Raw genomic sequence first — 13440 nt, 5'->3', positions numbered from 1 at the left:
GCCGCGCTCTCCTCACTCTCCGCCGCGCAGGATGGAGTTGCCCTCGAAGACCTGCGCGTCGGGGGGTACGACGTCGAGGCTCAGGCGCCCGCTTAGGCCGTAGAAGGCCACCGGGTTGCGCCACAGCACCTGGTCGACGTCGTCCTCGTCGAACCCGGCGGCGCGCATGGCCTCGGCGACGTGCGCGGTCTTGAGCGGGTCGCTTCTGCCCCAGTCGGCCGCGGAGTTGACCAGTACCCGTTCGGTGCCGTGCACCCGCAGGATGCGCACCATCCGATCGGGGTCCATCTTGGTGTCGGGGTAGATGGAGAAGCCGAGCCAGCAGCCGCTGTCGGCGGCCGGGCCGACCGTCGTCTCGTTGAGGTGGTCCAGGACGACGCGCTCGGGCGGCAGCCCGGACTCGCGCAGCACGTCCAGGGTGCGGGCCAGCCCGGCGGCCTTGTCCCGGTGCGGGGTGTGGACCAGTGCGGGCAGTTCGTGGGTGCGGGCCAGGTCGAGCTGGGCGGCGAGCGCGGTGTCCTCGGCCGGTGTCATCGCGTCGTAGCCGATCTCGCCGACGGCCACCACCTTGTCCTTGAGGAGGTAGCGGGGCAGCTCCTCCAGCACCGGGAGGCAGCGCGGGTCGTTGGCCTCCTTCGGGTTGAGGGCGAGTGTGCAGTGGTGCGCGATGCCGTACTGGGCGGCGCGGAACGGCTCCCAGCCCAGCAGGCCGTCGAAGTAGTCGTAGAACGTGGCCGGGGAGGTGCGGGGCTGGCCGAGCCAGAAGGCGGGCTCGACCAGGGCGCGGACCCCCGCCGCGTACATCGCTGCGTAGTCGTCGGTGGTGCGGGAGGTCATGTGGATGTGCGGGTCGAAGATGCGGCGGGCCGGGGAAGGGGACGGGGACGGCATGGGTGTCACGCTCCTCGTGCTGGGGGCCGGTACCGGCTACGGCTCGGGGGCGGGAGGGGGAGCTGGCGGCGGTGGGGTGCTCTCGAACCGGGCGAGGCGCAGCACGTGCCCGAGGTCGTCGGGAACGGTGCGGCCCGCGGCGGTGCGCTCGCGCGCGTAGTCCTCCAGCATCCGGGCGAGTTCACCGTCGCCGGCCGCACGGTGGCCGAGCCCGGCGACGACGGCCAGCGGCACCCCGGTGAACAGGCACTTGAGGATCGCCTGTCGCCACTGGTGTGCCTCCAGGTGGGCGGCGGCGTACGGGCCGAGCGCGGCGGCGATCAGCCGGGTGTCGTTGGTGCGCAGCGCGTCCTCGACCAGGGCGAGGGCCCGGGCGGGGTCCGGCGCCGGGTCGAGGTGCGGCAGCGCCAGCAGCAGCGCCCGCCGTTCGTCGGCCGACCCGTGGTCGTACACGCGGGCCAGGGCGTCGGCTCCGGGGGCGGCCGCGTGCAGGACGAGGATCCGGGCGGTGTCGACGAGGTCGTCCGGTGTGCGGGGCTGCTCCCCCGCCGCATGGCACCTGCGGCCAGCGGTGGCGAAGTGGCGCTCCCACGGCGGCAGTCGGCGCTCCGCCTCCGGCCGGGTTCCGTCGGCGGCCTCGGAGAGCGCCTGCCGCAGCCAGGCGCGGGAGTCGGCCGTCAGGCGCAGCTCCAGGCCGGTACGGAGCGAGGCGAGCGGGGTCAGCACGAGGCTCCCTCCCGGGGTGCGGCCGTGGCCGCCCGGGCCTCGGCGGCGGTCAGGAACGCCAGCGAGTCGGCGGCCCGTTCGGGTCCCGCGTGCGAGTCGCGGGGCAGCTCGACGGTGACCAGCCCGTCGTAGCCGGCTTCGCGCAGCGCCGCCAGCACGGGCGGGAAGTCGATCTCCCCGGCGCCGAACGGCAGGTGTTCGTGCACGCCGCGCCGCATGTCCTCGATCTGTACGTGCCGCAGCCAGGGTGCCGCCGCCCGGACGCAGGCGGCCGGTTCCTCCGGCTCCAGGCACTGGCAGTGTCCGACATCGAGGGTGAGGCCGAGCAGTGCGGGGCTGCCGAGCGCCGAGCGCAACCGGTGGAAGCCCGCCAGATCGGCCAGCAGGTGACCGGGTTCCGGCTCCACAGCCACCGGCACCCCCGCCGCCTGTGCCGCGTCGAGCACCGAGCCGATACCGTCCGCGAGCCGTGCCCAGCCCTCCTGGGGCGCGGCGCTCTCCGGGAGGGTTCCGCTGAAGCAGTGCACGGCGTGCGCTCCCAGGTCGGCGGCGACCCGCACCGCTTTGAGCAGCAGTTCGGTGCGGGCCGCGCGGGCCTCGGCGTCCGGGTCGAGCAGCGTGGGGTGGTGCTTGCGGCGCGGGTCGAGCACGTACCGCGCCCCCGTCTCGACGGTGACCGTCAGCCCGTGCCGCCGCAGGGCGCGGCCCACCCGTGCGGTGCGGGCCGCCAGGCCGGGGGCCGTGGGGTCCAGGTGCATGTGGTCGAGCGTCAGTCCGACGCCGCTGTAGCCGAGGTCGGCGAGGAGGCCCAGCGCGTCGTCGAGCCGCAGGTCGGCCAGGCCGTTGGTGCCGTACGCGTACCGCAGCGCCGGGGCGGGCCGGGCCTGCGGCGGGTGTGCCGGTGTCATGTGGGGCTGACCTTTCGGGACAGGCGACGGGCGAGGGGCAGCAGGCCCAACAGGGCGGCGACCGGCACCACTGGCCCCGCGCCGCCGCGCCCGTCGCCTGCCGCGCGGGCGGCCAGTGCGGCCTGGAGCGGGATCATGGCCCGGATTCCGCCACCCACTGCCCGTTGCAGCAGCGGCGGCGAGGGGTTGAGGGCTGCGTGCAGGAGGGGCCGGGCGGCGGTTGCGGCGTACACGGCGCTCGCGGTCACCGCCGCGGGGGTGCGGTGCCGCGCGGTCCACGCTGCGACGGCCCCCACCGCCCCGAGGGCCGCGAGCGGCACCCCGGGCGCTCCGCCCTCCGCCTCCCGGCGCGAGACGGCGGTCACGGCCAGGGTGTGCCCGGCCATCAACGCTGCCGCGCCGAGCGCGGACGGGGCGCCGTCCCGCCGCCGGTCCCTGCCTCCGTCACCCACGAACGCCCCCCTCGACACCGCAGGCCCCTCACCGGACACCGCCGCGAGCGCCCCCGCCGAAGCCGCACCGGTTGCCGCCTCGGGCGGCCGGGCGGAAGCCGTACCGCACGCCGCGACGAGCGCTCGGACAGATGCGGCCACCGGTGACGTGGTGGAGACGGTCGGGGAGGCCGCAGCCGGAGCGGTGGCGCACACCGCTCCCAGCAGGACGTCGAGGAAACGGGCCGTCGCCATCGTGGCGGGGCCTGCCGGGGTGCGGGCCAGGCGCAGGTCGTAGGCCCAGACGGTGGCGGCCAGTGCGGTGGCCGTCGTCAGGGGGAGGCGGCCGGCGCGGGCGGCGAAGGTGAGCCCGGCCGCGGTCAGGGCTCCTGCGGCCGCGAGGGCCGCCGCGGGGCGGATGCGGCCGGCGGGCAGGGGGCGTTCGGGGCGTTCGCGGGCGTCCTCCTCCCGGTCGGCCCAGTCGTTGAGGGCCATGCCCGCCTCGTACAGGCACAGCGAGCACCCGGCGGCCAGTGCCGTGCCCCGGCCGGGTGCGCGGCCGGCCGCGAGGGCTCCGGCAAGGGCGTCGCCGGGGACGGTGAACAGGGCGGAGACGCGCAGGAGTTGCGCCCAGGCGGCGGCCCGCCCCGTCATGCGGTGCCTCGCGTCGTGGCCAGCCGGGCGGCCAGGGCGCGCAGTGCCTGCCACTGTCCCGGCAGATCGGCCGGGCCGTTGTCCGGGTCCTTGAAGTAGAAGCCCAGCCCCCGCACGGGGCCGGTCAGCCCGGTCTCGTCGGCGCGTGCCAGCAGCCGGGCGAGGTCCAGCACGAGGGGCGCGGCGAGGGCGGAGTCGCAGCCCTGCCAGATGGTCTGGAGGATCATGCGGGAGCCGAGGAAACCGTCGAAGGCGATGTGGTCCCAGGCGGTCTTCCAGTCGCCCATGGCCGGGACGTCGTCGATGTGCACCTCCCCCTCGGGGAGGGTGCCGAGGGTGTCGCTCAGCACGCGGGCCTTGCCCGCGTTCTTGGCCGCCGCCGCGGCCGGGTCGGCGAGGGCGGCGCCGTCACCGCCGCCGAGGAGGTTGGTGCCGGACCAGCCCCGCACGGTCAGGGCCCGCTGGGCGAACATCGGCGCGAGGACCGAGCGCAGCAGGGTCTGGCCCGTCTTGCCGTCGCGACCCGCGTAGGGCACCTCGGCGGTGCGGGCGACTTGGGCCAGGCGGGGGTGGTGCAGCCCGGTGGACGGGGTGAAGTTGACGTACGGGCAGCCCGCGCGCAGCGCAGCCGCCGCATACAGGGAGCTGGCCGGGAGCGGGTCCTCTGGGTCCGGGGGGTGGGGTTCGGTGCTGGCCACGTTGACGACGACGGTGCGGGCCAGGCCGTGGGCTCGGGTGAAGTCGGTGATGTCGCGCGCGCAGGCCGCGACGACGGCGTCCTCGGTGCTCCGGTCGGCCGCCGAGGTGCCGGGACGGACGGCGGAGTCCGCCGCCGCCAGTTCGGCGCCGAGCGCCGAGGGGAGGCCGTGCGGCACGACTCCGGCTTCGGCGAGGGCCTCCGCCCGCTTGGGGAGGGGGCAACTGGTCGTGTCGTGGCCGCCGAAGACGAGGGAGTCCAGGGGCGGGAGGGCGGCGTCGGCGAAGGCGGGGGTTTCCGTGACCAGGCCGGTGGGCGGGTGGAGCTTCGCGGCGAGTGCCGCGGCGCCGGTGACGGTGGTGGTGGCGACGGAGCCCCTGGCCCCTATGAGCCAGATGCCCGTACGGGGTGGTGTGCTCACGGTGTCCTCCCTGGTGCCGGGCCGCTGTGCGTGCCGGGTGCTTTGCGGTGCTGTGGTGGGCCGGAGCCGGCTGGGTACGGTCCCGGGGCCCCGCAGGACGGGGCTCCGGGAGGGCGCGCGGGCCTCAGCCCAGTTCGCGGACGCGGACGTTGCGGAACGCCACCTCGTCGCCGTCCCCGTGGTTCTGCAGCCCTACGTGGCCGTCGGTGAGGCTGCGTGCGGGATCGGTGTTGGTGTAGTCGTTGACGAGCACACCGTTGAGGTGGATCCGCAGGCGTTCGCCCTCGACGCGGATCTCGTAGGTGTTCCACTCCCCCGGCGGGTTGAGCGCGGCGTCCCGGGCGGCGAGGTCCGCCGACTGGAAGCCGTACACGGAGCCGGTGGTCCTCTCGTCGACGTCGGTGGCGTCGATCTGTATCTCGTAGCCGTTGTCGACGGCCGACCAGGGGTCGTCGGAGGCGGGGAAGCCGACGAAGACACCGGAGTTGTCGTCGCCGTCGGCGCTCGCCGTCCTCCAGTCCAGCTTGAGCGAGTACGAGGAGAACTCCCGCTCGCCGTACCAGAGCAGGCCCATGCCGCCGCTGCTGGTGAGCGTCCCGTCCTCGCTCTCCTCGAACGAGCCGGGCCCCGCCTGCTTCCATCCGTCCAGCCCGTGGCCGTCGTACAGCGGTGTGTAGCCGCTCTCCGGACGGCAGTCGGCCTGTACGGCTCCGGTGGCGTACTGGATGCCGCCCAGCAGGTGCTGCCGGAAGGCCGGGTCGGTGTAGGACTCCTTGGTGTGTCCCGCGCCGGTGTAGAAGGCCCGGCCGCCGGAGTACTCCTGGCACCAGGCGAAGGGGTGGTCCTCACCCATGGTGCCGCCGGTGTAGGAGCCCTCGTCGAGGGTGGCCAGGACGTGGGCGTGCTCGCGCGGGTTGGAGCGGTAGTCGTACCACTCGTCGGTGCGCTCCCAGCTCTCGTCCAGGTGGGCGGTGGCCGGGTGGCCGCGGTCCTCAATCTCCATGGTGGCGGGCTGGACCGCCGGGTGGGAGGAGAACCAGGCGCCGGCCAGGCCCCCGTACCAGTCCCAGTCGTACTCGGTGTCGGCGGCGGCGTGCACCCCGACGTAGCCGCCGCCGTCGCCGATGTAGTGCTCGAACGCCTCCTGTTGCGGCTGGTCGAGCACGTCGCCGGTGGTGGAGAGGAAGACGACGGCGTCGTATCCGGCGAGTTCTTCGGGGGTGAAGGTGGCGGCGTCCTCGGTCGCGTCGACGGTGAAGCCGTGCTCGGTGCCGAGCTGTCGGATCGCGGCGATGCCGTCGGGGATGGAGTCGTGGCGGAAGCCGGCCGTCTTGGAGAAGACGAGCACCCGCTCGCCGTCTGCCGCGCGGTCGGGCTGCTGTGCCGCCTGACCGGGGACCGCGAACGCTCCGGTGAGGAGCGCGGCGGCCGCCAGGGTGAGGCGGGCGCGGTGTCTGCCGTGTCCGGTCATGGGCCTGCCTCCTCTCATCCGGTGGTGACGGTGAAGCTGTCCAGGTCGAAGAGGTCTCCCTCACCGCCGGTGAAGACGAGGTAGAGCTTGCCCGCGTCCTCGGGTACGCCGGTGACGTCGGTGCTCACCTCACTCCAGCCGTCGCTCGCGGAGACCTTCGCGGTGCCCAGCAGCGGGCCGTCGGGCGCGTCGGCGTGGACCTCCACGGCACCGTCGGCCTTGCCGGCCACGCGGGCCGTGAGCTCGGTGACGCCGGTGGGGGCGTACGGGTCGTAGGCGATCCACTGGCCGTTGTGCGCGCCGGTGACGGCCTTGCCGCCCTCGGCGCCCTCCGGGCTGCCGACGGTGACGCCGTCGGCGGAGGTGGTGAAGTGCTCGGCCTGACGGTGCTTGGGCTGCAGGATGCTCTGGCCGTGGCTGGTCAGCGGGGGCTGGCCGTTCGCGCCGTTGTCGGTGTACGACGCGTCGATGACGCCGAAGATGTTGGCGTTCGGGTCGTGGTCACCGTCGGCCTGGGTCTTGAGGGTGCCCTTGCAGCCCTTCGCGGAGGTCATCGGGTGGCCGTGGCTGTCGTGTCCGAGGATGTAGTTGACCTCGACCTTGGAGCAGTCGATCTCGGACTCCTCGGGGTCGGTGACCTGCACCTCGAAGGGCACCTCGTCGCCGAAGGTGAACGGCTGCCCGTCGGCGGGGATTTCGAGTTCCACCTTGGGTGCCGTGTTGCCGACGGTGACGTGCACGCTGGCCGAACCGGTGCGGCCTGTGGGGTCCTCGGCGGTCACGGTCGCGGTGTAGGTGCCGTCGGCCTCGTACGTATGGCTGGGGTCGGCCTCGGTGGAGGTGGCGCCGTCGCCGAAGTCCCAGTTCAGCTTGGTGTCGTCGCCGTCCTCGTCGCTCACCTTCGAGGTGAAGGCGACCTTGAGCGGTGCCTGTCCGTCGCTGACGTCGCTGCCGGCCTCGACGACGGGGCTGTGGCCCTCGGTGGCGTTCTCGATCCGGTAGAGCGCGGAGTTCTCGTCGCCGTTGAAGTAGCCGGTGCCGTAGTCGAGGACGTAGAGGGCGCCGTCGGGGCCGAAGTCCATGTCCATGACCTGGGTGCCGGACCACGGGAAGTCGTTGATCTTGGTGACCTCGCCGTCCTCGCCCTGCTCGATCCGCTTGATCCACTGGCGGCCGAACTCGCCGGCGAAGAAGTCGCCGTCGAACTCCTTCGGGAACTTCGCCGGGCTGTCGTTGTTCTCGTCGTAGCGGTAGACGGGGCCGCCCATCGGCGACTCGGAGCCGTCACCGAACTCGGGCACCGACGGGCCGTCGTAGGCGATCCACGCGGCGTGCGCCGGGGGCAGGTCGGTGAGCCCGGTGTTGCGGGCCGAGGTGTTCTTGGGGGCGGCGCAGTCGAACTTCTCGCCGGAGGTGCCGGTGGCGAAGTCGTAGTCGGTGTAGGCGTCGTTGTCACCGGTGCAGTAGGGCCAGCCGAAGTTGCCGGCCTCGGTGACGCGGTCGAACTCGACCTGGCCCGCGGGGCCGCGGTCCGGGTCGGCGGTGCCCGCGTCCGGTCCGTAGTCACCGACGTAGACCGTGTCGGTCTTCTTGTCGACGGTCATCCGGAAGGGGTTGCGGAAGCCCATGGCGTAGATCTCGGGCCGCGTCTTGTCCGTGCCCTCGGGGAAGAGGTTGCCGTCGGGGACGGTGTAGGAGCCGTCGTCCGCGACCTTGATGCGCAGGATCTTGCCGCGCAGGTCGTTGCTGTTGCCCGCCCCACGCCGGGAGTCGAAGGCAGGGTTGCGGTCGGCGCGGTCGTCGATCGGGGTGTAGCCGTCCGACTGGAACGGGTTGGAGTCGTCCCCTGTGGACAGCAGCAGGTTGCCCTTGGAGTCGAACGCGATGTCGCCGCCGACGTGGCAGCAGGTGCCGCGGTCGGCGGGGACGTCCAGGATCTTCTTCTCGCTCGCCTTGTCGAGGGTGCCGTCCTCCGTCAGCACGAACCGGGCGAGCCGGTTGACGCCCTCGAACTTCTTGAAGTCCTCGGCCGTGCCGGTGTCCGGGGCGTCGCCCTGGGGGGTCTCCAGCGGGGGTGCGTAGTAGAGGTAGACGAACCGGTTCTGCTCGAACCCGGGGTCGACGCCGACGCCTTGGAGCCCCTCCTCGTCGTGGTTGTAGACATCCAGGGTGCCGGCGACCTTGGTGTCGCCCTTCTCGTCGGTCAGCCGCAGGGTGCCTTCGCGGGCCGTGTGCAGGACGGAGCGGTCCGGGAGCACCGCCATCGTCATCGGCTCGCCCATCTCCTCCACGCCTTTGGCGAGCGTGACCTGCTGGAACTCGCTTGCGGCAGCGCTCTGCGCGCCGTTCGCGCTCTTCGCGGGAGGCGTGGCGGGGGCGGATGCGGCCTGTGCGCCTGCTGTCGCGGCGCCGGCGATGAGGAGTGCGCTCGCGAGGGACGCCAGTCCCTGGCGGAGTCTGTGGTGTCGGGTGTGCACAGCGGATCCCTCCTGGGAGGTCCGGGGATGTGACGGGTGCGGGTGGTGGGGTGCCGTCGCTCTGTGCCGTGCCGTGCCGTACTGCGTGCGCTGTGTTGCGCTGTGTTGTGCTGTGTTGCGCTGTGCCGTGTTGCGTTGTGCGGTGATGTCCGGGACGTCTTCTGGACCGTAGCGGCGTTTGTCGGGGGCGGGAACCCCTTTGACGCGTACCGGTGTTGGAATGTCCAGTGGGTGGACAAAGCTCGGATCCGCAGGCTCTCCCCGCTCCGCCCTGCCCCGGGGAGGCAGGCCGGAGCAGGCCGGAAGGGTCAGTTGCCGAAGGCGGAGTCGAACGACGCGCTCGGCGGCTCGTAGTCGTACGCCCGCAGACGCGCCAGCGCCTCCGGGGCGCCGGCCAGCCGGTCCATGCCGGCGTCCTCCCACTCGACGGACACCGGACCCTCGTACCCGATGGCCCGCAGCATCCGGAAGACGTCCTCCCAGGCGACGTCGCCGTGCCCCGCGGAGACGAAGTCCCAGCCGCGCCGCGGGTCGCCCCAGGGCAGGTGGGAGCCGAGCCGGCCGTTGCGTCCGTCCAGCCGGCGGCGGGCCTCCTTGCAGTCCACGTGGTAGATCCGGTCCCGGTAGTCGTAGAGGAAGCCGGCCGGGTCCAGGTCCTGCCACACGAAGTGGGACGGGTCGAAGTTGAGCCCGAAGGCGGGCCGGTGGCCGACCGCTTCCAGGGCCCGGTGCGTGGTCCAGTAGTCGTAGGCGATCTCGCTGGGGTGCACCTCGTGGGCGAAGCGCACCCCCTCGGCGTCGAAGACGTCCAGGATCGGGTTCCAGCGCTCGGCGAAGTCCTCGTATCCGCGCTCGACCATCTGCGGCGGGGTGGGCGGGAACATGGCCACCAGGTGCCAGATCGAGGAGCCGGTGAAGCCGATGACGGTGTGCACACCGAGCGCGGCGGCAGCCCGCGCGGTGTCCTTCATCTCCTCGGCCGCCCGCTGCCGCACGCCCTCCGGATCGCCGTCGCCCCAGATGCGGGGCGCGACAATGGCCTGGTGCCGCTCGTCGATGGGGTTGTCGCAGACGGCCTGACCGGTGAGGTGGTTGGAGACGGCCCAGCACTCCAGGCCGTACTTCTCCAGCAGGGCGCGCCTCCCGTCCACGTACCCGGGATCGGCCAGCGCCTTGTCCACCTCGAAGTGATCGCCCCAGCAGGCGAGTTCGAGGCCGTCGTAACCGAAGTCGCGGGCCAGCCGGCAGACCTCCTCCAGCGGGAGGTCCGCCCACTGGCCGGTGAAGAGGGTGAACTTGCGTGCCACGGTGCCTCCTAGGCGGCGGGCGGGGTCGGGTCCTCGACGGGCGTGTAGACGCTGTTCTTGCGGGCGCTGTCCTCCACGGCGGCCAGCACCCGCTGCACCTGGAGCCCGTCCTCGAACGAGGGGGCCGGCTGGGCGCCCGTCGCGATGGCGTGCACCAGGTCGCGGGCCTGGTGGGCGAAGGTGTGCTCGTAGCCGAGTCCGTGCCCGGGCGGCCACCAGGCCTCCATGTACGGGTGGTCGGGCTCGGTGACCAGGATGCGGCGGAACCCGGCCTCACCGGCCGCCTCCGTGTGGTCGTGGAACTCCAGCTCGTTGAGGCGTTCCAGGTCGAAGGCGAGCGAGCCCAGGGTGCCGTTCAGCTCGACGCGGAGCGCGTTCTTGCGGCCCGCGGCGACGCGGGTGACCTCGAAGGAGGCCAGCGCCCCACCGGCCAGCTTGCCGGTGAACAGCGCCGCGTCGTCCACGGTGACCTGCCCCCGCTCTCCGTCGGGGGCGCCCTCACGCAACGGGCGCTCCCGCACGAACGTCTCCGTCTGCGCGGAGACGCCTGCCAGCAGGGAGCCGGCCAGGTGCTGGGCGATGTCGATGGCGTGCGCCCCCAGGTCGCCGAGGGCGCCGGAGCCGGCGTTCTCCTTGCGGAGCCGCCAGGCGAGCGGGAAGGCGGGATCGACCAGCCAGTCCTGGAGGTAGCTGACCCGTACGTGCCGCAGCTCGCCCAGGCGGCCGCCCGCCACCATGCGGCGGGCGAGCGCGAGCGCCGGGGTGCGGCGGTAGTTGAAGCCGACCATGGCGATCTGGCCGCGTTCACGTGCGTCCCGGGCGGCGGCAACCATGGCCTCGGCCTCGGCGACGGTGTTGGCGAGCGGCTTCTCGCACAGCACGTGCTTGCCCGCCTCCAGGGCGGCGATGGCGATGGTGGCGTGGCTGTCGCCCGGGGTGCACACGTCCACCAACTGGACGTCGTCGCGGGTGATCAGGGCGCGCCAGTCGGTCTCGGCCGCTGCCCAGCCCAGGCGTCCGGCAGCCGTGCGTACGGCGGCCGGGTCGCGCCCGCACACGGCCGCCAGGGCGGGGGTCAGCGGCAGGTCGAAGACCCGGCCCACGGTGCGCCAGCCCTGCGAGTGGGCCTGGCCCATGAAGGCGTAGCCGACCATGCCCACGCCCAGGGGCGGTGCGGTGGCGGGCGCGGTGCTGTCGTACGGCATGAAGGTCCTCCCTTTACGGGGTCGCGGCCCCGGACGCCGGCTGCCGCGGTGCGGCAGCGGGACGGTGCCCCGCCGCGGTCGGGCGGCGGGACGGCGTCCGGGGGTTCCCATCTGCGTCAACGGTCCGGGGGCCCGGCAGCCGGGTGCGGCCGGCCGGGCCGGCCCGTCAGGTGAAGCCGATCGGGAGGTACTCGTCGACGTTCTTCTTCGTCACCACGGCCGAGTAGAGGGTGACCTGCGCCGGGATCTCGTACTCGGCCATGCCGGCGATGCCCTTGCCCTGGCCCAGCGCGCGGGCCAGGTCGATGGCGGAGGCGGCCATGGTGGGCGGATAGAGGACGGTCGCCTTCACGACGCTGTCGTCCTTCTTGATGGCCTCCATCACGCGCTTGGAGCCGGCGCCGCCGACCATGATGAACTCGTCGCGGCCGGCCTGCTTGATGGCGCGCTCGGCACCGACGCCCTGGTCGTCGTCGTGGTTCCACAGGGCGTCGAAGCTCTTCTGCGCCTGTAGCAGCGCGGACATCTTCTGCTGCCCCGACTCGACGGTGAACTCCGCCGCCTGCCGGGCCACCTTCTTGATGTTGGGGTAGTTCTTGAGCGCGTCGTCGAACCCCTTGGTGCGCTGCCGGGTCAGCTCCAGGTTGTCGATGCCGGCCAGCTCGACGACCTTGGCGTTCTTCTTGTCCTTGAGCTGTTCACCGATGTAGCGACCGGCGTTGAGGCCCATGCCGTAGTTGTCGCCGCCGATCCAGCAGCGGTAGGCCTGCTGGGTGGAGAAGATCCGGTCGAGGTTGACCACCGGGATCCCGGCACGCATCGCCTTGAGCCCCGCCTGGGTGAGGGCCTTGCCGTCGGCGGGCAGCACGACGAGCACGTCGACCTTCTTGTTGATCAGCGTCTCGACCTGGCCGACCTGGGTGGCGTTGTCGTTGGAGCCCTCGGTGGCCACCAGGCGGACGTCCTGGTACTTCTTGGCGCGGTTCTTGGCCTGGGTGGTGATGGCGTTCAGCCACCCGTGGTCGGCCTGCGGGCCCGCGAAGCCGACGGTGACCTTCTTGCCGGGCTTGGAGTCGGCGACGTCGGCACCGGCCGACTCCGGCTCGCCGTCGTTCTCGTTGCTGGTGCAGCCGGTGGCCAGCAGGGCCGCCCCCGCCGCCGTACCGAAGAGCATGCTTCTGCGGCTGGTGGCCGCCCATGGGACGCGTGGGTTCTCGGCGTTGTCTCTCATGTGGTGGAACGACCCTTCTGGACCAGGACGGCCGCGACGATGATCGCGCCCTTGGCGATCTGCTGGATGTCCGTCTGGAGGTTGTTGAGGGCGAACAGGTTGGTGATGGTCGTGAAGACCAGGACACCGAGGACCGAGCCGAGGATGGTGCCCCGGCCGCCGCTGAGCAGCGTGCCGCCGATGATGGCCGCGGCGATGGCGTCGAGCTCGTAGAGGTTGCCGTTGGTGTTCTGGCCGGATCCGGTCAGGATGATCAGCAGGAACGCGGCGATGCCGCAGCACAGCCCGGACAGCAGGTAAAGCAGCAGCCGCTGCCGTTTGACGGCGATCCCCGCCAGCCGGGAGGCCTCCGCGTTGCCGCCGACAGCCACCGTGCGGCGGCCGAACGTGGTGCGGTTGAGCACCAGCCAGCCGAGGACGCACACCGCGGCGAAGACGAGCACGATCGGCGGGACGCCCAGCACGTAGGAGTCCTTGACGCCGAGGTCGAGGACGGAGTCGACCTTGACGACCTGGGTGTTGCCGTCGCTGATCTGCAGCGCCAGCCCGCGTGCCGAGGCCAGCATGGCCAGCGTCGCGATGAACGGCACCATCGGCCCGTAGGCGATCAGCAGCCCGTTGACCAGGCCGCAGCCGACGCCCACCAGCAGGCTGCACGCCAGCATGCCGCCGAGGCCGAAGTCCTGTGTGGCCACGGTCGTCGCCCACACGGAGGCGAGCGCGACGATGGCACCGACGGACAGGTCGATGCCACCCCCGATGATCACGAACGTGACGCCGACGGTGACGACGCCGATGACGGAGGCCTGGGTCAGGATCAGGCGGAGGTTCTCCGCCGCGAGGAACTCGTCGGGCTTGGTGAGCGCGCCGACGACCGCGAGGGCGATCAGCACGCCGACCAGCGAGAGCTGCCGTACGTCGAACCGCGCCCGGCGCGGGGCCGGGGGTTCCTTCTTCTTCACCTGCGGCGGTGTGGGCCTGCCGGCCACGCTGGCAGGGGCTTCTGCGTTCATCTGCGGTC

11 protein-coding genes are annotated in these 13440 nt (G+C 72.7%); all 11 read right to left on the bottom strand.

The window, feature by feature from the left end; all coding sequences use genetic code 11:
• Positions 1 to 12: 12 nt before the first annotated feature.
• The 11 genes from H297_RS0114175 to H297_RS0114125 all read right to left on the bottom strand — a co-directional run bounded on the left by H297_RS0114175 (position 13) and on the right by H297_RS0114125 (position 13432).
• Positions 13 to 891: a TatD family hydrolase gene (locus H297_RS0114175; protein WP_027737602.1), complete on the bottom strand. Its 879-nt coding sequence runs from the start codon at positions 889 to 891 to the stop codon at positions 13 to 15.
• Positions 892 to 927: 36 nt separating this feature from the next.
• Positions 928 to 1617 carry an EboA domain-containing protein gene (locus tag H297_RS36285; RefSeq protein WP_051351815.1) on the bottom strand — a complete coding sequence of 230 codons (690 nt, stop codon included), beginning with the start codon at positions 1615 to 1617 and terminating at the stop codon, positions 928 to 930.
• The gene (locus H297_RS36280; RefSeq protein WP_037794070.1) at positions 1611 to 2525 is read right to left on the bottom strand and encodes a sugar phosphate isomerase/epimerase family protein; all 915 of its coding nucleotides are present in this window, start codon (positions 2523 to 2525) and stop codon (positions 1611 to 1613) included. Before H297_RS36280 ends, H297_RS36285 begins: the two co-directional genes overlap by 7 nt.
• Complete coding sequence (locus H297_RS0114160; protein ID WP_027737601.1) at positions 2522 to 3610, bottom strand: UbiA family prenyltransferase; 1089 nt, start codon at positions 3608 to 3610, stop codon at positions 2522 to 2524. Before H297_RS0114160 ends, H297_RS36280 begins: the two co-directional genes overlap by 4 nt.
• On the bottom strand, positions 3607 to 4728 hold the full coding sequence (locus tag H297_RS0114155) for an inositol-3-phosphate synthase (protein ID WP_027737600.1): 1122 nt from the start codon (positions 4726 to 4728) through the stop codon (positions 3607 to 3609). Before H297_RS0114155 ends, H297_RS0114160 begins: the two co-directional genes overlap by 4 nt.
• 124 nt (positions 4729 to 4852) lie before the next feature.
• Positions 4853 to 6199 carry a ThuA domain-containing protein gene (locus H297_RS0114150; RefSeq protein ID WP_051351814.1) on the bottom strand — a complete coding sequence of 449 codons (1347 nt, stop codon included), beginning with the start codon at positions 6197 to 6199 and terminating at the stop codon, positions 4853 to 4855.
• A gap of 14 nt (positions 6200 to 6213) precedes the next feature.
• Positions 6214 to 8676: a PQQ-dependent sugar dehydrogenase gene (locus H297_RS0114145; RefSeq protein ID WP_027737598.1), complete on the bottom strand. Its 2463-nt coding sequence runs from the start codon at positions 8674 to 8676 to the stop codon at positions 6214 to 6216.
• Positions 8677 to 8984: 308 nt separating this feature from the next.
• Positions 8985 to 9983 carry a sugar phosphate isomerase/epimerase family protein gene (locus tag H297_RS0114140; RefSeq protein ID WP_027737597.1) on the bottom strand — a complete coding sequence of 333 codons (999 nt, stop codon included), beginning with the start codon at positions 9981 to 9983 and terminating at the stop codon, positions 8985 to 8987.
• Positions 9984 to 9991: 8 nt separating this feature from the next.
• Positions 9992 to 11188, bottom strand: a complete 1197-nt coding sequence (locus H297_RS0114135) for a Gfo/Idh/MocA family protein (protein ID WP_027737596.1) — start codon at positions 11186 to 11188, stop codon at positions 9992 to 9994.
• A gap of 166 nt (positions 11189 to 11354) precedes the next feature.
• Positions 11355 to 12419, bottom strand: coding sequence for a substrate-binding domain-containing protein (locus H297_RS0114130; RefSeq protein WP_027737595.1), 1065 nt, complete (start codon positions 12417 to 12419; stop codon positions 11355 to 11357).
• Positions 12416 to 13432: an ABC transporter permease subunit gene (locus H297_RS0114125; RefSeq protein WP_027737594.1), complete on the bottom strand. Its 1017-nt coding sequence runs from the start codon at positions 13430 to 13432 to the stop codon at positions 12416 to 12418. The genes H297_RS0114130 and H297_RS0114125 overlap by 4 nt, the downstream gene beginning before the upstream one ends.
• Positions 13433 to 13440 lie beyond the last annotated feature (8 nt).

Source organism: Streptomyces sp. CNT360 (assembly GCF_000424785.1).
Note: the sequence above shows the minus strand (reverse complement) of the source record. Positions and strands in the feature narration are given on the sequence as shown.